Origin of the sequence: Archaeoglobus veneficus SNP6, from assembly GCF_000194625.1 — an archaeon.
GTDB classification, from domain to species: Archaea; Halobacteriota; Archaeoglobi; order Archaeoglobales; family Archaeoglobaceae; genus Archaeoglobus_C; species Archaeoglobus_C veneficus.
In genome coordinates, this window is record NC_015320.1 from 544,518 (window position 1) to 564,761 (window position 20,244).

29 protein-coding genes and 1 tRNA gene are annotated in these 20,244 nt (G+C 44.0%); 11 read left to right on the forward strand and 19 right to left on the reverse strand.

What is annotated here, in order from left to right:
• Nucleotides 1-80 precede the first annotated feature (80 nt).
• Nucleotides 81-488, reverse strand: a complete 408-nt coding sequence (locus ARCVE_RS03105) for a YkgJ family cysteine cluster protein (protein WP_013683322.1) — start codon at nucleotides 486-488, stop codon at nucleotides 81-83.
• Between the two features lie 58 nt (nucleotides 489-546).
• Between ARCVE_RS03105 and argC the strand changes: the two genes are divergently transcribed.
• On the forward strand, nucleotides 547-1,548 hold the full coding sequence (gene argC, locus ARCVE_RS03110) for an N-acetyl-gamma-glutamyl-phosphate reductase (RefSeq protein ID WP_013683323.1): 1,002 nt from the start codon (nucleotides 547-549) through the stop codon (nucleotides 1,546-1,548).
• A gap of 68 nt (nucleotides 1,549-1,616) precedes the next feature.
• Here the strand turns inward: argC and ARCVE_RS03115 are convergent, their stop codons facing one another.
• The 5 genes from ARCVE_RS03115 to ARCVE_RS03135 all read right to left on the reverse strand — a co-directional run bounded on the left by ARCVE_RS03115 (nucleotide 1,617) and on the right by ARCVE_RS03135 (nucleotide 5,234).
• Nucleotides 1,617-2,213: a superoxide dismutase gene (locus ARCVE_RS03115; RefSeq protein ID WP_013683324.1), complete on the reverse strand. Its 597-nt coding sequence runs from the start codon at nucleotides 2,211-2,213 to the stop codon at nucleotides 1,617-1,619.
• Nucleotides 2,214-2,306: 93 nt separating this feature from the next.
• Nucleotides 2,307-2,471 (reverse strand): YHS domain-containing protein, encoded by a 165-nt coding sequence (locus ARCVE_RS03120; RefSeq protein WP_083809315.1) that lies wholly within the window; start codon nucleotides 2,469-2,471, stop codon nucleotides 2,307-2,309.
• Between the two features lie 45 nt (nucleotides 2,472-2,516).
• On the reverse strand, nucleotides 2,517-4,364 hold the full coding sequence (locus ARCVE_RS03125; RefSeq protein ID WP_013683326.1) for a heavy metal translocating P-type ATPase: 1,848 nt from the start codon (nucleotides 4,362-4,364) through the stop codon (nucleotides 2,517-2,519).
• A 12-nt stretch (nucleotides 4,365-4,376) separates the two neighbouring features.
• Nucleotides 4,377-4,739, reverse strand: coding sequence for an ArsR/SmtB family transcription factor (locus ARCVE_RS11250; RefSeq protein ID WP_013683327.1), 363 nt, complete (start codon nucleotides 4,737-4,739; stop codon nucleotides 4,377-4,379).
• A gap of 246 nt (nucleotides 4,740-4,985) precedes the next feature.
• On the reverse strand, nucleotides 4,986-5,234 hold the full coding sequence (locus ARCVE_RS03135; RefSeq protein WP_013683328.1) for an AF1514 family protein: 249 nt from the start codon (nucleotides 5,232-5,234) through the stop codon (nucleotides 4,986-4,988).
• Nucleotides 5,235-5,341: 107 nt separating this feature from the next.
• Between ARCVE_RS03135 and ARCVE_RS03140 the strand changes: the two genes are divergently transcribed.
• Nucleotides 5,342-5,539 carry a ferritin-like domain-containing protein gene (locus tag ARCVE_RS03140; protein WP_013683329.1) on the forward strand — a complete coding sequence of 66 codons (198 nt, stop codon included), beginning with the start codon at nucleotides 5,342-5,344 and terminating at the stop codon, nucleotides 5,537-5,539.
• On the opposite strand, the gene ARCVE_RS03145 is transcribed toward ARCVE_RS03140, so the two are convergent.
• Nucleotides 5,536-6,378, reverse strand: coding sequence for a hypothetical protein (locus ARCVE_RS03145; RefSeq protein ID WP_013683330.1), 843 nt, complete (start codon nucleotides 6,376-6,378; stop codon nucleotides 5,536-5,538). The two genes, ARCVE_RS03140 and ARCVE_RS03145, sit on opposite strands and share 4 nt — an antisense overlap.
• Nucleotides 6,379-6,526: 148 nt before the next feature.
• Here ARCVE_RS03145 and ARCVE_RS03150 point away from each other — a divergent pair, with 148 nt between their 5' ends.
• Complete coding sequence (locus ARCVE_RS03150) at nucleotides 6,527-7,165, forward strand: IS6 family transposase (protein ID WP_013682893.1); 639 nt, start codon at nucleotides 6,527-6,529, stop codon at nucleotides 7,163-7,165.
• A 210-nt stretch (nucleotides 7,166-7,375) separates the two neighbouring features.
• Here ARCVE_RS03150 and ARCVE_RS03155 read toward each other — a convergent pair whose 3' ends face one another.
• Both ARCVE_RS03155 and ARCVE_RS03160 read right to left on the reverse strand, forming a co-directional pair.
• Complete coding sequence (locus ARCVE_RS03155) at nucleotides 7,376-8,032, reverse strand: V4R domain-containing protein (RefSeq protein WP_013683331.1); 657 nt, start codon at nucleotides 8,030-8,032, stop codon at nucleotides 7,376-7,378.
• 53 nt (nucleotides 8,033-8,085) lie between these two features.
• Complete coding sequence (locus ARCVE_RS03160) at nucleotides 8,086-8,520, reverse strand: ferritin-like domain-containing protein (protein WP_013683332.1); 435 nt, start codon at nucleotides 8,518-8,520, stop codon at nucleotides 8,086-8,088.
• 107 nt (nucleotides 8,521-8,627) lie between these two features.
• Between ARCVE_RS03160 and ARCVE_RS03165 the strand changes: the two genes are divergently transcribed.
• The 5 genes from ARCVE_RS03165 (at nucleotide 8,628) to ARCVE_RS11690 (ending at nucleotide 12,492) form a co-directional block, all read left to right on the forward strand.
• Entirely contained in the window at nucleotides 8,628-10,148 is a 1,521-nt protein-coding gene (locus ARCVE_RS03165) for a cytochrome ubiquinol oxidase subunit I (RefSeq protein ID WP_013683333.1), read from the forward strand.
• A gap of 3 nt (nucleotides 10,149-10,151) precedes the next feature.
• The gene (locus tag ARCVE_RS03170; protein WP_013683334.1) at nucleotides 10,152-11,318 is read left to right on the forward strand and encodes a cytochrome ubiquinol oxidase subunit I; all 1,167 of its coding nucleotides are present in this window, start codon (nucleotides 10,152-10,154) and stop codon (nucleotides 11,316-11,318) included.
• Nucleotides 11,319-11,383: 65 nt separating this feature from the next.
• Nucleotides 11,384-12,028: a DVU0298 family protein gene (locus ARCVE_RS03175; RefSeq protein ID WP_013683335.1), complete on the forward strand. Its 645-nt coding sequence runs from the start codon at nucleotides 11,384-11,386 to the stop codon at nucleotides 12,026-12,028.
• A gap of 94 nt (nucleotides 12,029-12,122) precedes the next feature.
• The gene (locus tag ARCVE_RS03180; protein WP_013683336.1) at nucleotides 12,123-12,311 is read left to right on the forward strand and encodes a MarR family transcriptional regulator; all 189 of its coding nucleotides are present in this window, start codon (nucleotides 12,123-12,125) and stop codon (nucleotides 12,309-12,311) included.
• Between the two features lie 49 nt (nucleotides 12,312-12,360).
• On the forward strand, nucleotides 12,361-12,492 hold the full coding sequence (locus ARCVE_RS11690; RefSeq protein WP_013683337.1) for a hypothetical protein: 132 nt from the start codon (nucleotides 12,361-12,363) through the stop codon (nucleotides 12,490-12,492).
• 7 nt (nucleotides 12,493-12,499) lie between these two features.
• Here ARCVE_RS11690 and ARCVE_RS03185 read toward each other — a convergent pair whose 3' ends face one another.
• Nucleotides 12,500-13,138, reverse strand: a complete 639-nt coding sequence (locus tag ARCVE_RS03185; RefSeq protein WP_013682893.1) for an IS6 family transposase — start codon at nucleotides 13,136-13,138, stop codon at nucleotides 12,500-12,502.
• Between the two features lie 272 nt (nucleotides 13,139-13,410).
• On the opposite strand from ARCVE_RS03185, the gene ARCVE_RS03190 reads away from it, so the two are divergent.
• Both ARCVE_RS03190 and ARCVE_RS03195 read left to right on the forward strand, forming a co-directional pair.
• Nucleotides 13,411-13,830 carry a DUF6326 family protein gene (locus ARCVE_RS03190; protein WP_013683338.1) on the forward strand — a complete coding sequence of 140 codons (420 nt, stop codon included), beginning with the start codon at nucleotides 13,411-13,413 and terminating at the stop codon, nucleotides 13,828-13,830.
• Between the two features lie 38 nt (nucleotides 13,831-13,868).
• On the forward strand, nucleotides 13,869-14,567 hold the full coding sequence (locus ARCVE_RS03195) for a DUF4386 domain-containing protein (protein WP_013683339.1): 699 nt from the start codon (nucleotides 13,869-13,871) through the stop codon (nucleotides 14,565-14,567).
• Nucleotides 14,568-14,760: 193 nt separating this feature from the next.
• On the opposite strand, the gene ARCVE_RS03200 is transcribed toward ARCVE_RS03195, so the two are convergent.
• Nucleotides 14,761-15,384 carry an NAD(P)/FAD-dependent oxidoreductase gene (locus ARCVE_RS03200; protein WP_156786004.1) on the reverse strand — a complete coding sequence of 208 codons (624 nt, stop codon included), beginning with the start codon at nucleotides 15,382-15,384 and terminating at the stop codon, nucleotides 14,761-14,763.
• A gap of 125 nt (nucleotides 15,385-15,509) precedes the next feature.
• Between ARCVE_RS03200 and ARCVE_RS03205 the strand changes: the two genes are divergently transcribed.
• A complete protein-coding gene (locus ARCVE_RS03205; RefSeq protein WP_048085544.1) occupies nucleotides 15,510-16,043 on the forward strand; it encodes a helix-turn-helix domain-containing protein in 534 nt (177 codons plus the stop codon).
• 104 nt (nucleotides 16,044-16,147) lie between these two features.
• Here ARCVE_RS03205 and rbr read toward each other — a convergent pair whose 3' ends face one another.
• The 8 genes from rbr to ARCVE_RS03240 all read right to left on the reverse strand — a co-directional run bounded on the left by rbr (nucleotide 16,148) and on the right by ARCVE_RS03240 (nucleotide 20,203).
• Nucleotides 16,148-16,729 carry a rubrerythrin gene (rbr, locus tag ARCVE_RS03210; RefSeq protein WP_013683342.1) on the reverse strand — a complete coding sequence of 194 codons (582 nt, stop codon included), beginning with the start codon at nucleotides 16,727-16,729 and terminating at the stop codon, nucleotides 16,148-16,150.
• A 104-nt stretch (nucleotides 16,730-16,833) separates the two neighbouring features.
• Entirely contained in the window at nucleotides 16,834-17,481 is a 648-nt protein-coding gene (locus ARCVE_RS03215) for a peroxiredoxin (protein WP_048085547.1), read from the reverse strand.
• A 270-nt stretch (nucleotides 17,482-17,751) separates the two neighbouring features.
• Nucleotides 17,752-17,835 (reverse strand) — tRNA-Leu (locus ARCVE_RS03220).
• Between the two features lie 281 nt (nucleotides 17,836-18,116).
• Nucleotides 18,117-18,365, reverse strand: coding sequence for a hypothetical protein (locus ARCVE_RS03225; RefSeq protein WP_013683344.1), 249 nt, complete (start codon nucleotides 18,363-18,365; stop codon nucleotides 18,117-18,119).
• Between the two features lie 190 nt (nucleotides 18,366-18,555).
• Nucleotides 18,556-19,239 carry a helicase HerA domain-containing protein gene (locus ARCVE_RS03230; protein WP_013683346.1) on the reverse strand — a complete coding sequence of 228 codons (684 nt, stop codon included), beginning with the start codon at nucleotides 19,237-19,239 and terminating at the stop codon, nucleotides 18,556-18,558.
• Entirely contained in the window at nucleotides 19,211-19,666 is a 456-nt protein-coding gene (locus tag ARCVE_RS03235; protein ID WP_013683347.1) for a hypothetical protein, read from the reverse strand. The genes ARCVE_RS03230 and ARCVE_RS03235 overlap by 29 nt, the downstream gene beginning before the upstream one ends.
• The gene (locus ARCVE_RS11255) at nucleotides 19,659-19,799 is read right to left on the reverse strand and encodes a hypothetical protein (RefSeq protein ID WP_013683348.1); all 141 of its coding nucleotides are present in this window, start codon (nucleotides 19,797-19,799) and stop codon (nucleotides 19,659-19,661) included. Before ARCVE_RS11255 ends, ARCVE_RS03235 begins: the two co-directional genes overlap by 8 nt.
• Complete coding sequence (locus tag ARCVE_RS03240) at nucleotides 19,796-20,203, reverse strand: hypothetical protein (protein WP_013683349.1); 408 nt, start codon at nucleotides 20,201-20,203, stop codon at nucleotides 19,796-19,798. Before ARCVE_RS03240 ends, ARCVE_RS11255 begins: the two co-directional genes overlap by 4 nt.
• Nucleotides 20,204-20,244: the final 41 nt, after the last annotated feature.

A 20,244-nucleotide genomic window follows, 5' to 3' on the forward strand; every position in this document is an offset into this window, starting at 1 on the left:
ATTACAGTATATTAAGTTTTCCATTTTGTGGTAGGTTATTCAATTTTGTGGAACATCTGACAACCAATCATTACGTCAATTTAACTATTTTTTATCTCGATTGCGTATTTTATCCATTGCAATAAACTATTTGGGTCCCCTTTATTAATTCCTCTGCATTCAGCATCGATGTATATAAAGAATCCGTCGAAGTACGCGTCCTCTTCCCCCTCTTTCCTCACGTAAAATGGGTAGCTCCTGCACGCCTTAGGTCTCTCTGCGTAAATCGTGCATCCCCTGTTTTTTCTCCAGAAGACACATTTTCCCTTCTTTTTTCTGAGGTAGAGGCCGATTTTAGCCTTTTTGAAAACGTTTCCATACTTTTTTAGCCTCTCCTCTTCTTCAAACGTTACGGGGATGTCGTAGCTTGAGCAGCATTTCCCGCAATGCACACACGCCCAGCTCTCTATCTTCTTCCAGGGGATCAGATTCAGCGGAGAGAGGTACATAAAGAAATGGCGTTGACTAAACAGAAAGCTTTTTACCAAGGGCATTGAGGTGGCCTGTATGGTGAAGGTGGGAATAGTTGGTGGGAGCGGTTATACGGGCTCCGAACTCCTCAGGCTACTCTACAAGCATCCCAAAGCCGAAGTGGTGGCAGTAACGTCGAGGAAGTGGGAAGGGAAGCCCGTGTGGGAGTGTCATCCATTTCTTAAGGGTTTCTGCGATCTCACGTTCGTCTCTCCGGAAATTAAGAACTTTGACGGCTGTGATATCGTTTTCACGGCAGTTCCACATGGTGAAGCGATGAAGTACGTTCCGCAACTGCTCGATGTTGGGATAAAGGTCGTTGACCTCTCTGCAGATTACAGGCTTCAAAAGGATGTTTACGAAAAAGCCTACGGGCTCGAGCACGAGGCTTACAGAGAGGCTGTTTACGGCCTGCCAGAGCTGCACAGGGATGAGGTTGCGAAAGCAGACCTCGTTGCAAATCCAGGCTGCTATCCGACGGGATGCATTCTCGCTGCCGCACCGCTCGCGAAGGCTGGGCTAATCGAAAGGGTTGTTTTTGACTCAAAGAGCGGAATCACTGGAGCAGGCATAAAGCCTACGGAATTCACACACTACCCTAACCTGCATGAGGCAATCGTGCCGTACAAGGTTACGAACCACAGGCACTACTACGAGATGGTTCAGGAAATCGGGGAGTTACAGGATGGAGTTAAAGTCTCGTTCACACCACAGGTTTTTCCGGGGTCGAGGGGGATTCTGACGAATGCTCATATCTTCCTGAAGGAGAACGTGAGTTTGGAGGAGGTTAGAAGAATATACGAAGAGTTCTACAAAGACTGCTACTTCGTCAGGATGCAGAATATGGTGAGGCTGAGCTGGGTGAGGGGCAGCAACTTCTGCGACATCGCAGTATTCGCTGGAGAAGATAGGGTTGTTGTGTCATCTGCCATAGACAACCTCGTTAAGGGAGCGAGCGGACAGGCGATTCAGAACATGAACATAATGCTCGGATTTGACGAGAAGGAGGGTCTGGATTTCCCGCCACTCTTTCCGTGATTTTTTTGATTTTTTTGGTTTTGGACTTTTTAAAATTAAAATAGTAAATTAATGACTAAATATAATTTTTATTTCATAGCTTCTTTAAGCCTCTCTTCGATGAAATTCCAGTTAACGACGTTCCACCAGTTTTTAACGAATGAAGCTCTGTCATTCTTGTACTGTAAATAGTAGGCGTGTTCCCAGACATCTATGCACGCAAGAATGTGCAGGCCGGGGGCGAGATTTACGTTGTGCTTCTCAATTTGCTGTATGATCAGCCTTCCCGTTAGCGGGCAGTACATCAAAGCTGCCCAGCCAGAACCTTCAACGCTGTTTGCTGCCTTGCTGAACTCATCCTTGAACCTTTCAACGCTACCGAATTCTTCTTTTATTTTCTCAGCGAGTACACCTGAAGGCTCGCCTTTTTCGGGCGTCATGCAGTTCCAAAATATTGTGTGGAGGATGTGTCCACCAACGTGGAAGCTGAGTTCTTTAAGAACTGCCTTAATGTCCACTTCTATTTCGCCTTTTCTCGCTTTTTCGAGCTTTTCGAGGGCTGCGTTTGCCCCCTTCACATACGCACTGTGGTGCTTGTCGTGGTGCAGTTTCAAAATCTCCTCGCTTATGTATGGTTCGAGTGCGTTGTACTCATAAGGCAATTCGGGCAAAACGTATCTGGACATATTATCACCTAAGTCACATTATTTTTTAAAGTATTTAAGTTTTGAGTATCTCTCGGGAATTTGAAGAAGAATTGATAGATACAAAAATGAGAATTAGTGCATGCCCACTGGCCCCTCTTTAAGGTACTTCTCGGGATTTTTCTCGAACATGTACTTGCAACCCGGGGCGCAGAAATAGTACGTTTTGCCCTTATACTCTGTCTTGAATTTTGCAGTTTTTTCATCCACTTCCATTCCGCATACGGGATCTATTGCCAGAATCTCACCCCCATCATAAATTGTTCAACACAATTTTAACGATTGCTATCTGAGTATCCTCATGGCATTGAAAACAGCAATTAAAGAGACTCCTACATCCGCAAAGACAGCTTCCCACATGGTGGCCATGCCGAAAGACCCCAAAATTATGAATAGTCCCTTCACGCTCAGGGCGAAGGCTATGTTTTGCCAGACGATGCGCTGAGTTTTTCTCGATAGTTTGATGACTTTAGCAACCTTGGACGGCATGTCGTCCATGATCGCAACGTCAGCAACCTCTATTGCTGCGTCGCTTCCAAGTCCACTCATTGCTACGCCCACGTCTGCTCTGGCAATAGCAGGAGCATCGTTTATGCCGTCTCCAGCAAAAACAACTGTATTTTCACTTTCGAGTTTTTCTACAATCTTCACCTTACCTTCTGGCAGAAGTTCAGCGTAGAACTCATCCAGTCCCAGCTTTCTGGCAACTATTTCAGCCACTCCTCTGCTGTCGCCAGTGAGCATAACCACTCTGCATCCCAACATCTTTAACTCTTCAACAGCTTTTGCAGCGTCATCCTTTATCTCGTCGGATATGATTATGTAACCGGCATACACGCCATTGACAGCGACATGTACGACTGTTCCTTCAACCCTGCACGTGTCGTGCTCTATTTCTTCAGCGTGCATAAGGGCATCGTTACCGGCTATTATGGTGTCTCCGTTTACCTTCACCTTTACACCCATTCCGGCGATCTCCTCATAGCTTTCAACAGAACCGCTAACTTTGCAGGCTTCGAGTATCGACTTCGCTATCGGATGGTTTGAGTGCATTTCCGCCAGAGCCGCAAACTTCAGCACATCGTCTTCGTTAAATCCGTTCTTTGCAATCACACCTACAACCTTAAAACTTCCTTTCGTCAGTGTTCCGGTTTTGTCGAAGGCAACAACGCCAGCTTTGCTTAACGCATCTATGAAGTTCGCCCCTTTAACCAGTATACCTTCCTTAGCGGCTTTGCCGATGCCAGCAAAGTAGCTCAGAGGTATCGAGAGAACCAGGGCACATGGGCACGAGATAACCAGTAAAACCAGTGCTCTGTAAATCCACGGCGAAAAAGGCTCAGCTAACAGCACTGGAGGGATTACTGCCATACTTACTGCTAACAGTATAACTGCCGGCGTGTAGTACCGAGCAAATCTCGTTATGGACTTCTCAGCCTTTGCCTTTCTGACACCTGCCTTCTCAACCAGCTCGAGTATCCTGGAAACCGTAGATTCGCTGAATGGCTTTGTTACTCTGACTGTTAGCAATCCACTGACGTTTACCATGCCCGACAGAACTTCGTCTCCAGCGCCAACCTTTCTCGGCCTGGATTCTCCGGTGAGGGCTGAAGTGTCAACGATTGATGAACCTTCGATAACAACTCCATCCAGCGGGATTCTCTCTCCGGGCTTAACGATGATCAGATCTCCCACTTTCACCTGTTCAGGTTTTACCCTCTCAATCCTTTCATCAATCTTGAGATTTGCGAAGGGTGGCCTTATCTCAAGTAGAGATTTTATAGAGCGTCTTGAACGATCTACGGCTAAATCCTGAAAAAACTCACCGATCCTGAAGAATAACATGACTCCAACAGCTTCCGGCATTTCGTGTATTGCAATTGCTCCAGCAGTTGCAATGGTCATCAGGGAGTACTCGTCGAATATCACGCCAGTCCTTACGTTTTTTACAGCATTCCATATCACTTTCCAGCCTGCTACGAGGTAGGCTGTAATGAATACTCCGTATTCAAATACGGGAATTTCGTGTAACGATTCTCTAAAAATCATCCCTACAATGAACAAAATGGAAGAAACGGCAATTGGGATTAGCTCTTTTACCACATTTTCCTTATCCTCTCCATGCTCGTGCATAAATACCACTTTTCATTTCTTTTCAGTCACATGCACAAGGGCTGTTTCCAGAATTGCTGCTACGTGCTCATCATCAAGGCTATAATAAACGTTCTTACCCTCACGTCGATATTTTACGAGCTTTTTATCGCGCAAAATCCTGAGTTGATGAGAAACGGCAGAAACAGATAAGCCTGATATGGCTGAAATATCACATGGGCGTAATTCACGTTGTCGTAGTGCGAGAAGAATCTTTATACGCGAAAAATCGCTGAAAGCTTCGAGAAATTCAGATAGTTCAGCTATTCTTTCATCTGGTGGTAACTTTGACATCACTTCGTTGATTATCTTGTTTGCTTTTACCTGGCAGGTTGGCAAATCCTCTAACTTTTCCATATTTGAACAATTGTTCAATTGTTTTATAACTTTTACTGGTGAAGGTCAAATTGAGAATTCATCGAAAAAATTCTCCAGTAAGATTTACACTAACGTCTTCAGCACCGGCATCTCTTACAACCACGGTACAGGTCATTCCAGGCATTCTGAACTTTTCTCGAGCGACCCGGACGTCACATTCTGTTTTTCACCCGCAGTTTCGATGCTATTCCACTTCACTCGTCTTTCCACCTGCCTCTCCAACCGCTACTGAATTCTGAACATAAATGCATAGTCTTCGTTTATCTTAATCTTTAAATTTCCACCTCTATTCTTAGCGTAAATTTCCCAGCTATTTTCACCGCAGCATTCAACGTCTGGATTTCTCACTCCTCTTTTATAATCGCACCAGGAGAGTAGCATCGCCTCTCCAAAGTTTGATGCTATCGAATTTGCCAGACTTGTCGCTTTTTCGAAATCAATTTCATAGTCTTTTATCTTAACTTCTACCTCCATACTTCTACCTGGCTTTAATCTTTTATTAATTTTGGGTTAAATGGTCTAATTGACTTACAGAAATCATAAACACCAGAAGAAATGGAGGTATTCATGCAGTATAAGGAGTGAAAGGTATAAAGGCCGAAGAAATCCTCAAAAAAGCTCTGGAGATGGAAAAAGGAGCGATTGAAGAATACACGAAAATGAAGAAGGATGCAGATCATGAAACTGCAGACTTACTGGATTTCCTGATAGCGCAGGAGAGGGAGCATATTAAAATGATAAATGAGAGACTGAAAGCCATCAGGCTTCTGAAAGATTAGAAGATATTAGGTATACAGTACATCAGAAAGGTTACGGCGACTATAACGGCTGCCATAACCACGAACCGCTTCGATATTCTTCTTTCTCTTATCCACTCTCCAAAGACCTCCGTGAAAGCTACGACAGAAGTTGTGAATACCAGTAGCAGCAAAAACGAGATGGAAGTGGGAACATTTTCGAGAGGTGTGAAGTAATCCCATGTCTTCAGGGTGTAATAAAATATGGCAACGAATTCAATTATCGCTGCTGCAGCCTGCAGAGATGCAGTTCTCCTCTGTAAATCCAGGTTTTCTCTGTTTCTGAGCGTATCGAGCCTTAAAGAAATGAGTGTAAACAAATCCCTTATTCCGTTCAGCGTCTGCTCGAACTTCGATTCGAAGTATCTCAATCTCTCAAAAAACTCCTTTAATTCGGAGGTTTTCTCCATAAACAGATCTGCACTTCTGGAGATAACTTCCAGTTTCGTTATGGATGAGAATAGTTCCTCGCTGATGTCCTTAAAGTGCATGAACTTCCTGAAGAAATCTACGTGAATCGTTGAAACTTCGGATAGAACGCTTTCCAGCTCGGAAACTTCACTGGATTTCTTGGCCATATCTGAGAGCTTTGAGACTTCCTTTATTATTTCACTCTCCTCTCTTGAAATCACCTCTGCCTGCAAGTTGCATTCCTTAAGTAGTACCTCTGCTTTTGTAATCTCAATTTGAAGAGCTGGAATTAAATCGTAAAAAAGTTCGCCGCTGAATTCTGCATCAAGCTTAATTCTGCTTTCATCTTCAACCTTAAATTTTCCAAATTTGAATTCGTTAAATGATTCATCGGCCTGAGTAATCTCCACATTGATCTTCTTTAAAAAGTCACAAGGAATTTTTATCTCTCTATTTGAAATGATGAATGCGACATTTTCGTACTTTCCAAGAACAATTTCTTCATCCGCTGCGAGGCAGTGTCAAAATAACAAAAAATAAATAACTAAGATACAACTTATGCAGCCTGCGCTAAGCCAGTTGGTAGATTACGTCAAGTCTACAAAAGTCTTTCGAAGGAACAGGAAAGATGTGGAACTTAAAATACTTGCAGCATTATTATACTTCTTTGGCCTTTCTTTGAGAAAAACAAGTGATTTTCTATCTTTATTCGAAGAAATAAGTCACGAATCTGTTAGGATTTACTACCATAGACTCAAAACAGTCTTAAAACAACCAGAAAAGAAGAAAAGAAGACTTGTTGCGATAGATGAAACAAAAATAAAACTGGAAAAGAAACAAATCTTTGTTTGGGCTGCTATAGACGTTGATACCATGGAATGCCTAGCTATATGGGCTTCTGGAGGAAGAGGAAGCTTTGAAGCTTACGTTTTCCTTAGAGAAGTTCTCAAGCATTGCGAAAACAAGCCAGAGATCGTTGTTGATAGAGGTTTCTGGTATCTGTGGGCTTTGAAAAGGTTAGGGCTGAGATACAGGCATGAAACGTTTGGTAGAAGAAATGCTGTAGAAGGATTCTTTTCGAGGTTTAAAGAGAGAACGAAGAGGTTCTGGAACAGATTTCCATTCAGGAGTTCTTTTGTCTCTGTACAGAGCTGGTTGGAGAGCTTTATGGCCTTCTACAACTACTGGAGGTGTTAACTTGACACTACCGGGCGGAGGCGGATTGCACATAACTTCAATTTCCCGCAATGTTTTCGGGAAACTACATAATTTCGGATACAAAGCTGCTGTAATTTCTTGCTTTTACCAGACCAGGATAACTCTCAAAAATTCAGCTTCAAAGCTTGACTGGCAAATCCCAGAACTATAGTAGCGCTGAAAAAGACTATGAGCGTTTTTATCCCGGAATTATATTTTTATTTTCTTTATCGAAAATTCACAAAACTCGTAGCCATTTCCCCAGCATTTCACTTCACGCACAATGTACTTATCTCCCGTAGCCTTTTCAAGGGCTCCCGATATTAGCCCCTCATCGAATTTGCAGTAGGTCTTTCCTGTATTGGGTAAATTGCTGCAGAAGAAGCAATCTTCTACAACGATTTTGTCAATGGTTATCTCAGCAACGACTCCAAGCCCTATTTTTTCCCATATATCTGCCAGTTCATCAAGTGGCCTGTCTTTAATAAACTCCCCAAAAACTCCATATCCAACTTCGAATCCCACCTTTCGTAACAGGTACGGCGAAGTTGACAGCAGACCCAGCCCAAAGAACCTCGTTAAACTCTTTGAGAACTCCTCTCCGCTCAAGTTCTTCAGTGATAGACGTATTTCATCCATTAGTTTCTTATCAGCCCCTCCATTTGGAAGAGAGACAGTATAATACTTCTTTATAAAGTTCTTGACTCTCTCTTCCCTTGTTACCCTTACAAGCCCTTCTTCTGAGAGGTACCTTATGTGGTGAAGAACTGTTGCCTTCGTCAGTCCAAGCTCCTTCGATAAATCGGAAACTGCCATCTCTCTTTCCGAGAGCAAATCCAGGATTTTCAGTCTTACATCGTCTTTCATGGCTCTCAAATGTTCAAAAAAATGGATTGGAGTGTAATTAATTTTTTGATTCCTTATACATCTTCGTTAAAGTATCTCTTAAGCAATCCCCTCAGAGCTTCTGCGTGCCTGTACTCGTCCCTCGATGCTTCATCCCATATATCGTGCGCTTCATCGATTCCAAGTTCCTTTGCTTTAACTGCAACTTCCCTCTTCCACTTGTTGGCTTTCATTTCTCCGCTGAGGGCGGCCTTCAGACTTTCCTTTATATTCTCCTTAATCATTCCGTTGAGCTCGGCAAATCTTGCTGCATGATAGGCTTCATCCATTGCTATGTCTCTCAACGCCACTGCAATTTCCGGATAACCTTCTCTTTCTGCCTGCCTCGCCATTGCAAGATAGATCCCAACTTCCATCGTTTCTCCTCTGAACTCGTTGTTTACCGCTTCCTCCAACTCCGTGCCCTTCGTTACACCAATCCTGTTCACGTTCTCGCCGTACTCGACCATGTTTGTAAGTTATATTATGGTGTCATATAAGCTTTACGGTTAGAGTAATTTCAAACCAAGTAGAAAGCTATATATGGTTAGATAATTATAAAACTATAGGTGGTCGTATGGACTGGCTGAGCTATCCGGCTGCGAGCGATAGAGTGCTGTCGATGATAGGCATCGAGGTTCACTGGATAATACTGCAGTACATTCTCGGACTGCCACTGATGGCAGTGATTGCTGAAGTAATGTGGCTCAAAACGAAAGATGAACGATGGCTGAAGATTGCAAAAACACTGGCCAAGGGATTCATAATGGTCTTTGCTGTGGGAGCAGCCATGGGGACTGCCTCAGAGTTCGGTCTCGTGTTGCTCTGGCCGAATCTGATTGAGATGGCCGGCAGGTACATCTACTTCCCGCTCTACGCAGAGATATTCGCATTTTTAATGGAAGTAGTGTTTATCTACATGTTCTGGTATGCCTGGAACAGGATACCAGCAAAAGCGCACATTGTCGTGGGCTTGCTTGCGATAACTGGGGCGTGGTTCTCTGCTGCAATGATAACGAGTGTAAACAGCTACATGCAGGCCCCAACCGGCATAATTCCCGCAAGCTACGATGGAGGATGGAACTACGATGATGGCTATCCGAAGCTCACGCTGTACGTGCCCGCTGAAATTGTAAAGGCACTTGATGTTGAAAAATTGCAGTCGCTGGGAATGGACGTTCTTGGAAAAACAGAAGACAGCGTCATCGTTGCGATGCCAGTCAGGATAGTAAGCACACTCGTAAGCGAAGCTTTCAGCGGTAAGACCGTTGACGAGAGCATACTGCAGCTCGTGCTGCTGGAAGACGCTAAAAAAGCTCTGAGCAGTGTTGCAGTAAAAGACGTTGTGGATGCAATAATCATGAATACAGTCAGACACGTTGGAATTTACTCCGTAACGTTCCAGTCTCCAGTTTATGCAGCCTCCTTCGCCCACGCGCTGTTTTCCGGCATAACCGTGTCAGCCTTCACGGCACTTGGTGGTTATGCACTGGCTGCTTCAAGGAAAAAGAGTGAACACGCCATACTCGGACTGAAGTATGCCGCCACGTTCGCTCTCGTGTCTGTTATAATTCAGGGGGCTGTGATGGGGCACGAGATGGGTGTCGCCGTTGCTGAGTGGAATCCCGAAAAGTTTGCAGCCATGGAAGCAAACACACCTGAATTCGCCGAGAAATTCGTTGCATTCATGGCGTACGGTAGCTTTGAAGAAGAGATACCAGATTACTCCTCGATTCCTGATGAATTCAAACCACCTGAATCAATACATACGCTCTATTATGCCAAGATAGCCCTCGCAGTGGTGCTGTTTCTCACAGCATTGCTCGTTGTGGTGATGATCTGGAAGGGAAAGGAGATACCAAAAATGGAATACCTGATACTCCTCGCCCCACTTGCACAACTCGTCAGCTTCCTTGGGTGGGCTGTAAGAGAGATAGGCAGAAAGCCCTGGACGATTTACGGAATCATGGATGTCCAGACAGCGCACACTATAAATCCACCGGACGTGGCAACAGCAGCGTTAATATCGCTGTACTTCGTCGCACTGCTTTCAGTGCTGAGCTTTGCTGTTTATAGATTCCTCTGGAAGGAGGTGTGAGCTATGGAAGCAGTTCTCTTCTTCCTTGCACTGGTATTTGGATTGCACATAGCAATGGTCAATCTGGGTATCACATTCTCCACGGTCGTTCCCATAACAAAAAGAAGGGCTGAATTAAAGAACGATGAAGAGATGCTAAAGGTTTCAAGGGAACTCATGAGGTTCTATGGAGCAACTTACGGCATAGCAGGAGTTTTTGGGACAGCATTCACCGTCTTTTTGCTGAGCTTCTATCCTGGATTTATCGGACTTGCAGGGCATCTGACCTTTGTGCCCTTTGGCATAGCGATACTTGCGATAGTCATTCATTTCCTGGCGATTGTTCTCTACTGGTACGGCTGGGATAAGTTCAGCAGTAGCACGCACTACGCCATCGGACTCATACTGCTCGTTTCAGTTTACATAATCCCTCTCGGCTTCAGAGCAATTTCAGCGTTCCTCAACATACCTGTTGGTCTGGAGTTGCAGCCGAAGCTTCATCTGAACGTTCTCGCTGCACTTGGCAATCCAACTCTCCTGCCTTTGTATCTTAAATCTGTAGCCGCTGCACTCACTGCAGGTACGCTAACCATATCCTCAGCCTACATGTTCAGGTACCTAAAAACAAGGGACGCAACAGCCATCAGAGTCGTGCACAGATTCATGCCATACGCAGCGTTTTTAATGGTAGCAACGCTGATATTGGGTGCAATATATGCTGGAACGCTTTATGTATTCGCGAACTACAAGTTCAGAAATGCCTTCGGAATAGACGCAGCATACAACTACTCCTGGCTCTTTGCAATCAAAGCAATACTGATTCTCATTCAGGTTTTAGCAATAGCCGTCTATTTCACAAAGATAAGGAAAAACGACTTTGGCATGGCAAAACTCATAGTATTTGCAGGTCCGGCAGCTTTGGTAGCAGTGTTTGCCGGAGAAATGCTAAATTCATTCAGCCAGTACCCGTATCTTGTTGCAGCTCTGGCAGACCCTGCATTTGTTGCATCGATTCCCGAACCTGCAAGGAGTACGCTCGTCAGTGTGCTTGATTTAACCAGAGTAAATCCACTCACAACCCAGCAGAGTTTGTACATTATAACTCTTGCCTTCCTGGGCCCTCTGCTTGCATCCACAGCTCTTTTCCTGTATCTGCTGCTGTTCACAGGAGAAAGGGCCGAGTCAACTTAGTCCAAAGAGTGTTGGAGGTCGTAATATTTATTTATTATTTTATAATATTTTAAGTGGGTGGAAAAATGAGCTTAGACAGAACTGAAATTAGAGAATTGCTTAAACTAAGAAAGTTCGACGAACTTTCCAGATTTGGGCAGAAGAAACTCGCATCCGTCCTTATTGGGTTTCTAAGCGATGGCGATGAACTGTACAGATTTCGAGCTGCCGAGGCGCTCGGAATTGTGTGCAAAAATATAGCAGAAAGTGACGAAGAACACGTTCGGAAAATTCTGAGGCGTCTTTTCTGGTCTCTAAACGACGAATCAGGAAGTTATTGCGTGGGGGCACCTCTTGGAATTGGCGAAATTGGGAGAAACGCCCCACATCCCTTTGAAGGGTTCAAAAACATGCTCGTTTCACTGGTAGATAACTGGGAAGTCGAGCTTAAGTACGTAATATATGCCATCGGGAGGGCTGCCAGCAGCGTTAAAGATTCTTATCCCGATCCCATCGAAAAGTTAACTCCACTGCTCGAACATGAAAATGCCGAAATCAGGGGGCTTGCTGCATGGGCTCTGGGCGAGCTCAGAGCTGTAAGCGCAAAGGAGGCACTGGAGAAGCTTAGAGAGGACAACGAAGAGATCACAATTTACGACGGAGATTTCAGAGTGGTAAAAGTTGGGAAACTCGTCGAGGAAGTGCTGGTAAAGTTAAGTCAAACTGGCTGAATTACTTGTGGCCCACTCCGAGGTTTGACGTTTCTGGTTCGAGTGTAAAAACTTATAAATATTTTTTGAAAAAATATTAGTGGAGGTGAAAGGTGTGACCGATAAAAAGCAGATGGTTCTTGAGGCGATGAAAAAAGCTGGTAAACCCCTCAGGCCGGGAGACATTGCAAAGATGACCGGCCTTGACAAGGATGAAGTCTCAAAAATTATAAAAGAGCTGAAAAAAGAGGGAGCCGTATATTCGCCGAAGAGGTGCTTTTACTCTCCGGTTGAGGGAAAGTAAGCCCGGGTGAGACACAACGTTTTTCTATTTTTAATTATTATGCTATCGTGTGAACTACGTTTACATCTATTTCCACTCGGATGATATGGATTGCGTTGTTGAAGGGCTCAAAAAAGCTGGAATAGATTTAAAGCCAAAGTTTGAGAAGTACAGATACGTTGAAATAATCGCAGCGGGGTAGTGTCAAGTTAACACCTCCAGTAGTTGTAGAAGGCCATAAAGCTCTCCAACCAGCTCTGTACAGAGACAAAAGAACTCCTGAATGGAAATCTGTTCCAGAACCTCTTCGTTCTCTCTTTAAACCTCGAAAAGAATCCTTCTACAGCATTTCTTCTACCAAACGTTTCATGCCTGTATCTCAGCCCTAACCTTTTCAAAGCCCACAGATACCAGAAACCTCTATCAACAACGATCTCTGGCTTGTTTTCGCAATGCTTGAGAACTTCTCTAAGGAAAACGTAAGCTTCAAAGCTTCCTCTTCCTCCAGAAGCCCATATAGCTAGGCATTCCATGGTATCAACGTCTATAGCAGCCCAAACAAAGATTTGTTTCTTTTCCAGTTTTATTTTTGTTTCATCTATCGCAACAAGTCTTCTTTTCTTCTTTTCTGGTTGTTTTAAGACTGTTTTGAGTCTATGGTAGTAAATCCTAACAGATTCGTGACTTATTTCTTCGAATAAAGATAGAAAATCACTTGTTTTTCTCAAAGAAAGGCCAAAGAAGTATAATAATGCTGCAAGTATTTTAAGTTCCACATCTTTCCTGTTCCTTCGAAAGACTTTTGTAGACTTGACGTAATCTACCAACTGGCTTAGCGCAGGCTGCATAAGTTGTATCTTAGTTATTTATTTTTTGTTATTTTGACACTGCCCCTCCGCCCCTCTTGATAGAAGAACTTTATTAAGAATTACAAATTTACAATTACAATATGGAGAAATCACTGAAACTTAAATTCGATACGTTAGATAAAATAGTGCCGCAGGATGACGAGCATCTGTTAGAACAAATTGCCGAGGCTCACCGGTATGTCGAAAAAGGACACAAAAAGGGAAATGTGGTAATAACTTTGGAACATAATAGCAAATAAAAGGAGAAAAAAATGAATTCAAACAGAAAGACCACCGAAATGGAAGATAGGAAAGTAATACTTTCAACATTATGGATATTTGCAATGTTCAATTATGTTTATGCAGATATTCTTACTCTCTTTGAGCCTGGAATGCTAGAGGAAATAATGACAGGATCTGTAGGGGGTATTCAATTTACTCAAGGATTTTTGTTGGGAGCCGCAATATTAATGGAGACTGCGATTGCTATGGTTCTCCTGTCCCGGGTATTGAAGTATAGAGCAAATCGCTGGGCAAACATCAGCGCAGGTACAATACATACTGCTGCTGTTTCCTTATCAATGTTTCTTGGAACGCCGGCTCTTCACTATATGTTTTTTGGAACTATAGAAATTGCTTGTACTTTGTTCATCATCTGGTATGCATGGACGTGGCCTAACCCTGAAGGTTAGTCCTAATAACAAAACCTAACAAATTAGGAGGAATTGAAATGAAAAGTCATATCGCCGATATATCACTACGCAAAGCCGCAATAGTTGCAGGGTTCGGGTTACTATTCATGACAATAGCCGCTACCTTCGCTTATTTTTATGTTCTCTCGAACCTTATTGTGCCGGGAGATGCAGCAACAACAGCAAATAATATTATGGCTAATGAGTTGCTATTCCGCACCGCTATTGATAGCTTTATAATCGTGGTTATTCTTGATGTGGTGGTGGCTTGGGCACTTTATGTTTTACTCAAACCGGTAAACAAGAGTCTCTCGTTGCTTGCGGCGTGGTTTAGGTTGGTGTATGCCACTATTTTTGGAATCTCATTGCATAATTTTTTCAGTGTTTTGCTACTTTTAAGTGGTGCTGACTACTTGACAGTATTTGAAACAGGTCAGTTGCATGCTCAGGTGATGTTATTTCTCAATGCGTTTAGCTATGGTTGGCTTATTGGATTGGTATTTTTCGGCCTTCATTTATCTGTCCTTGGTTATTTAGTTTTCAAGTCGGGCTATATCCCCAGAATTCTGGGCGTCTTGTTGATAATTGCAGGTTTTGGCTATCTAATAGATAGTTTTGCAAAATTTCTTTTTCCCAACTACGAAGCGACAATTGGCTTGTTTACGTTTATCGGGGAATTGCTATTTATGTTGTGGCTTTTGTTGAAAGGTGCAAAAATACCCGAAATGAAATCCTGAAATTGATTCATTATAACATTTGACAAAAACTATAGAAGAGAAAATGAACACATCTGAAAAATTGTATACGCAAAATGACAGAACCGGTTATGGCATCTAATTTAATTAGAAAGGCACTTAAAAAAGCCGTTGAGCGAGTAATTACCCATCACCTGTGTTATTGAATATTCAGTTTCAACTCAAAAGTAAAAAATTAAAGTACGGCCTTCTTAAACTCTTCAAAGCCGATTGAGTCGATGAAATCTCCCAGTCTCTGACCATTCTTGGCGTTGGCCTTGTAGAATTCTATGATCTTTTCAACCAGCTTTTCTGCATCCTCTGGACTGACCTTTTCAGCCAGCACGTAGCCAATTCTTGGTTTTCTGCCAGCAGATCCACCGACGAATATCGTGTATCCGTCCTTTGTTCCCATCAGTCCTATGTCTCTGACGGCAGGCTCCGTGCATGAGTTGGAGCATCCAGCAATAGCAATCTTCAGCTTACCCGGCAACTCCATGCCGTCGAACTTCTTGAGTTTCTGCGCCATTTCAATGGTATTCTGCAGCCCCATTACGCAAAGGGTGTTACCTGGGCAGAACTTTATACTTCTAACGACCCTGCCAACAGCGTTCGCAAGCTTGACACCCATTTCATTGCACATCTCTTCGACTTTTTCGGGATCAACGCCAACTATGACCATTCTCTGGGATTCGCTGAACTTTATCAGACTAACTCCGTACTTTTCCAGCACTTCAGCTATCTTCTTTAACTCCTGCGGTGTCGTTATTGCTGCATCCAGCACTACCGCATAAGACCCATCTCTCTGCTTTATTGCCATGTTTTTGTAGCTTTCATTCGTGTGATTTAACAATATTTTCGAACATGTTCGAAAATATATTTTTAAGAATATCATTTGGAATTCTTGGCCGATAGTGTTATATGGGCAGCAGCGTACTTTTGCACGTGATCAGGGCTAAAATAAGAACTTCAACGCCAGAATGCTGCATAATACGAAAACACGGCGGATCACTCAGGTTTAAACACATCTGGATGGGAAACGAAGGAATAAAGGGCATAATCGACGTTAGATCGCCGGATGAAAGCAGAACGGTGGTAGTAGAAAATCACGAATGTTCTCTGGCTGTAGAGATACTTGATTCAGGAGTCATGGTCATTTCTGCTGAGGTCGAAAGGGATTCCGTGGTGTGGGTTCTGATCTGCAGCGGTGATGCGTTCAGAGAACTGATAACGAAATTAGAAGAATTAAATGTGGATTATGAGATAATATACAAAATAAAGTTCTCAGAAGATGAGGACGTGAGCTATAAAGAATATGAAATTCTTAAACTTGCGTTTGAAATGGGATTCTTCGAAAATCCAAGGCGTGTTAAGCTGGAGGATATTGCAAAAAGGCTTGGAATCTCCAAATCGACAGCGTCGGACTTAATTAGAAGGGCTCTGAAAAAAGTTGTGAGGATGTATCTTGAGTCAGTTTAGCGCTCGGTCAGCAATTTCTTCAGATCAGCCATCGCACAGTCTACCTGACTATTCAAAACCTAAAGGAAAAACTGAAACTTGAAAAAGAAAATGAAAAAAACTGTTTAGTATTCTTCGCACTTTATCTGGAAGTAATTCCTCGGATGCTTGCATGACGGACATTCTTCAGGCGGCTCAGTGCCATAGTGGACGTAACCGCACTTTCTACACACCCAGTAAACTTCTTTGTCTTTCTTGAATAAAGTACCGGCCTCAAGTTCATTGAGCAGCTTCTTAAAGCGCTCTTCGTGGTGTTCCTCAGCCTTAGCAATGGCTCTCAAACGCTCGGCCACTTCTGGAAAGCCTTCCTCTTCCGCCACATTTGCAAACTCAGGATACATCTTCGTGTGCTCGTAGTTCTCTCCACCAATCGCCGCCTTCAGGTTTTCTACTGTAGTTCCAAAAGCTATTGGCGCTTCCGCCTCAACGATCACAGCATCAATTTTCTCGCCGGTTTTCTCCATTATTTCGAAGATCATCTGGTAGAGGGCCTTGGCATGTTCCCTCTCGTTTTCAGCCGTTATTTGAAAAATCTCCGAGATCTGCTCATACCCTTCCTTCTTTGCAACCTTCGCATAGAAGGTGTACCTGTTCCTTGCCTGGCTTTCTCCAATAAAGGCCTTTACGAGATTCTTTATTGTTTTCATACTACCACCTCCATTTTATTACAGCAAACGACTTTTCCAACTCGAGTCTCCACAATTGGGCTTCACCCAATTCTGCTTATTATTAATTAAAAATTTTATAAAAACTATTCATCCACAGCTTTGTAGCAGAACCACCAGTCAAAACATTCGTACTTCTTCGGCCTCTCTTTGGCTTCATCTTCGCTTGTTGGCGGTGGGACTATCACCTTATCCCCGATCAACTCGTTGTTGGGCCAGTTAGCCGGTAATGCTACTCCTTTCTCGCTGCTAACCTGTAAGGCGGTCAGTAGTCTCAGTATCTCATCTATGTTCCTGCCAACGGAAAGCGGATAGTAGAGGATTGCTCTGATTATCCCTTTCGGATCGATTATGAATACTGCTCTAACTGTCTGAGATTCTGCGGCTTCTGGATGCAGCATTCCGAAGAGTTTTGCGATTCTGCCAGTGTTATCGGCTATGATAGGAAACGGAATCTCGACACCTAATTTTTCTTTTATCCACTCGACCCACTTTATGTGGGAAAACACCTGGTCGATGGACAAACCGATTAGTTCTGCATTTTTTTCCTTAAATTCCTCATATCTTTTGGCAAAAGCGACGAATTCGGTGGTGCACACGGGGGTAAAGTCTGCGGGATGGCTGAACAGTACAACCCACTTACCTTCATAATCCTCTGGAAAATCTATCACACCTTTCGTAGTCTGTGCCTTAAATTCTGGCGCTCTATCTCCTATTAGGGGGATGCCCTCCATACAACACACTTATTATCACCATGATTAATATGGTCTTCAAAACATATAAAGCTATCGACCACCATTCAGAAATGTACAAAATGTTTATATGTGTGTTATTTATTTGAGATTCGACCCGACTTAGTCACCGTGACATATTCTATGACACGAAACCTGAAAAACATACGTGTGTAATTCGAAAAACACAAGCATTCAGCTGCCTTGGAATAATTAGTACAGGACAAAGTGAATGTTCCTTAAAGCCATTTTGGATAATTTTCGAAAAAACCATGCGGGGGGAGGGATTTGAACCCTCGGACCCCTACGGGACTGGCCCCTCAAGCCAGCGCCTTTTCCTGACTCGGCAACCCCCGCGACAGCGGAAACGTCAGATATCGGCGAAAGCACGATAGCGACAGGCTGAATGCCTCGGCGAATCTCTGTAATCAGTTTATCAATGAATTTCGAGATGTTTTCTGTATTATTGTGCAACCATTTATAATTTTCTTCGGATACTGTTATATGCAATCTCGGCCTGTTGCGCTTCGTTCGCCGATTGGAGCCCGCTGATGATGATTTGTTTTGTCCGGACACTTGTGTATTTGTGCTCATGGTTACTGTTTATGAAGCTTATGGTACTTAAACCCTGGATAGGTTTAAATGGTTTTCCGTGCCTTCTCGTACTGTTTTATCAGGTACTGGATAACCTTGTCGTAGCTCAATCTTACGCCAATTTCCTTTTCTATGTCCTCTTTGATCCTGTCCAGAGGCCTTAAGGCCTCTATCATGTGCTGGATAGCGCGGTTATAGCTCAGGTTTTTCATTCCGGTATCTTCCTCAATCTTTTCCTTAATTTTATCAAGATCCTGGAGCGTTTTCATGGTTACAGATATGCCGAAACTCATTAAAACCACCACAGGAAGACTATTTTATTGAGTACTGAGATTGACGCCATTTTCAGACTTACACAAAATCCAAAGCCAATACATTGAGCATCTACAACCAGAATCTTCATAACCTACCTCCTTATCAAATATAACCAAACTTCACGGGATCTTGCACAGCTCCTGCAACCTGTTATAAGTCTTGATCTTATCATCCATAATGCTCCGTTATCCTCTTTACCTCGCCGGCCCTGATTACGCGATATTCGCCGTTTTTGTGATTGTACTCAAGGACGTCGTGCTCCGCGAGAGAAGCGTTAAGCTCCTGGAAGTTGGGTATGAAACGCTCGATATACTTGATATCCTGCGGAATGAACCAGCGGAAGATATACGTCCTATCACACTGGCTCCAAACAAGCTTTGAAAACTCCTGGATCCTCTGCGTTGTGAATACCATGCTCAGGCCCTTACCTCTTCCCTCACGGACAAACAGCTCGATGATAGGTTCAAGGTTCCACTGACTGGCGAGGTGGTGAGCCTCTTCAACTATAACGACTCTGTTACGGTCATTGTAGTAGATAACCTCCAGGAGCTGTAGGTACTGCTGCTTTAACTCATCAGTAAGTGTTCGCTCCGTCGGCCTGATAACCAGGTAATCTTTAGACAGCACCCTGAACCAGTTATAAGCCGTGCTTGGCATAACCTTAACTTCGTGGACGTCCTTCATTGCTGTCAGGCCGCGGAGGTTATCGCTCTTTGTGTCCAGGACGATGAAACGCCTGCGGAGCCTGCGGAGTTCCTCGCAGATGTAGCCTGTGAAATAGCTCTTACCGGAGCCTGTAACTCCGGCAATAAGCCAGCGGAAATTATGCGGAAAGTCTATTTTCGCCGGCATGCTCTTCCTGGTTCTCTTCTTTAGGCTTCGCTCTCGCCTTAACCTGCTCTATCTTCATGTATGCGATAGCTCCGACCATCGTCCCTGCAGCGAGCAGGCCGAGAAGCGGATGGTCAGCCGGAAGCTGCGGAACGTAGTAATCGATTACCTTAACGACGGCCTCACCGAACCCAATTTCTGATATCTCCTCCGGCCTTACCTTGTCGCTCTCCTTGATCTCGACTTCGTACTTCTCGCCGGTTATCGTGATGATCCTGTTGATCAGAAACGCCGTTCCTCTGTCGATAACCTGAGCGAACGGCTTTAACGCCTCTTCAGTCCTAACCTCCTGCTGGTCAGCAGCCTGTTCCACAGGCTGGAGCTGCTCGGCTCCAGGCTGCGGCTGCTGGCCTGAGATTATAAACTCCTGAGTTAGATCCTCACCCATCCCTATCCAGCCTCCTGATTACAAAATCAATTTCCAGGTCCTCAATAACCAGCTTACCTTTCAGGCCTCCGCTCTTCAGCTTCTCGGTCTTGATGCCGAGCTGATTCATCAGCGCAGTGATGATCGGGTTCATGGGTATTCATCTCCGAAGTGATGAAAGCCAGGCTGGCCCTCATCCTTCTCCTGCTCAGGTTCTACCTTCCTCGCAAACAGCTTCAGATAGGCGATGTATGCCAGCGATGCAACTGCTCCGAGAACCAGAAGGATATTTACGGCCCTTCTCAGCCTGGACTTTTTCGGTGGCTCCTGCTGCTGTGGTGGCTGTGGCTGTGGTGCCGGCTTGCTGTCCAGGATGGGTTCGCCGGCGACGTCCCTGGTCAGGTCGGCAGGTTCATCATTCTGCTGCGGAGGTTCATCATTCGCGGCAGGCTCAGGCTCTACCTCCTTAACCTTATATCTCTTGCATTTCGGACATTGCGGCCTTTTCGCGTTGCTTTCCCAGACATGGCCACAGTTCAAACATTCATACACAGTCATGCCATCACCGGATGAAATTTTCAAGCTCATCATCTTAAATG

Coding starts and splice junctions, on each gene's coding strand:
- ARCVE_RS03105 (WP_013683322.1), bottom strand. CDS start 488: ATGTACCTCTCTCCGCTGAATCTGATCCCCTGGAAGAAGATAGAGAGC.
- argC (WP_013683323.1), top strand. CDS start 547: ATGGTGAAGGTGGGAATAGTTGGTGGGAGCGGTTATACGGGCTCCGAA.
- ARCVE_RS03115 (WP_013683324.1), bottom strand. CDS start 2,213: ATGTCCAGATACGTTTTGCCCGAATTGCCTTATGAGTACAACGCACTC.
- ARCVE_RS03125 (WP_013683326.1), bottom strand. CDS start 4,364: ATGCACGAGCATGGAGAGGATAAGGAAAATGTGGTAAAAGAGCTAATC.
- ARCVE_RS11250 (WP_013683327.1), bottom strand. CDS start 4,739: ATGGAAAAGTTAGAGGATTTGCCAACCTGCCAGGTAAAAGCAAACAAG.
- ARCVE_RS03135 (WP_013683328.1), bottom strand. CDS start 5,234: ATGGAGGTAGAAGTTAAGATAAAAGACTATGAAATTGATTTCGAAAAA.
- ARCVE_RS03150 (WP_013682893.1), top strand. CDS start 6,527: ATGCAGCCTGCGCTAAGCCAGTTGGTAGATTACGTCAAGTCTACAAAA.
- ARCVE_RS03155 (WP_013683331.1), bottom strand. CDS start 8,032: ATGAAAGACGATGTAAGACTGAAAATCCTGGATTTGCTCTCGGAAAGA.
- ARCVE_RS03160 (WP_013683332.1), bottom strand. CDS start 8,520: ATGGTCGAGTACGGCGAGAACGTGAACAGGATTGGTGTAACGAAGGGC.
- ARCVE_RS03165 (WP_013683333.1), top strand. CDS start 8,628: ATGGACTGGCTGAGCTATCCGGCTGCGAGCGATAGAGTGCTGTCGATG.
- ARCVE_RS03170 (WP_013683334.1), top strand. CDS start 10,152: ATGGAAGCAGTTCTCTTCTTCCTTGCACTGGTATTTGGATTGCACATA.
- ARCVE_RS03175 (WP_013683335.1), top strand. CDS start 11,384: ATGAGCTTAGACAGAACTGAAATTAGAGAATTGCTTAAACTAAGAAAG.
- ARCVE_RS03185 (WP_013682893.1), bottom strand. CDS start 13,138: ATGCAGCCTGCGCTAAGCCAGTTGGTAGATTACGTCAAGTCTACAAAA.
- ARCVE_RS03190 (WP_013683338.1), top strand. CDS start 13,411: ATGAATTCAAACAGAAAGACCACCGAAATGGAAGATAGGAAAGTAATA.
- ARCVE_RS03195 (WP_013683339.1), top strand. CDS start 13,869: ATGAAAAGTCATATCGCCGATATATCACTACGCAAAGCCGCAATAGTT.
- ARCVE_RS03200 (WP_156786004.1), bottom strand. CDS start 15,384: ATGGCAATAAAGCAGAGAGATGGGTCTTATGCGGTAGTGCTGGATGCA.
- rbr (WP_013683342.1), bottom strand. CDS start 16,729: ATGAAAACAATAAAGAATCTCGTAAAGGCCTTTATTGGAGAAAGCCAG.
- ARCVE_RS03215 (WP_048085547.1), bottom strand. CDS start 17,481: ATGGAGGGCATCCCCCTAATAGGAGATAGAGCGCCAGAATTTAAGGCA.
- ARCVE_RS03225 (WP_013683344.1), bottom strand. CDS start 18,365: ATGAGTTTCGGCATATCTGTAACCATGAAAACGCTCCAGGATCTTGAT.
- ARCVE_RS03230 (WP_013683346.1), bottom strand. CDS start 19,239: ATGCCGGCGAAAATAGACTTTCCGCATAATTTCCGCTGGCTTATTGCC.
- ARCVE_RS03235 (WP_013683347.1), bottom strand. CDS start 19,666: ATGGGTGAGGATCTAACTCAGGAGTTTATAATCTCAGGCCAGCAGCCG.
- ARCVE_RS11255 (WP_013683348.1), bottom strand. CDS start 19,799: ATGAACCCGATCATCACTGCGCTGATGAATCAGCTCGGCATCAAGACC.
- ARCVE_RS03240 (WP_013683349.1), bottom strand. CDS start 20,203: ATGACTGTGTATGAATGTTTGAACTGTGGCCATGTCTGGGAAAGCAAC.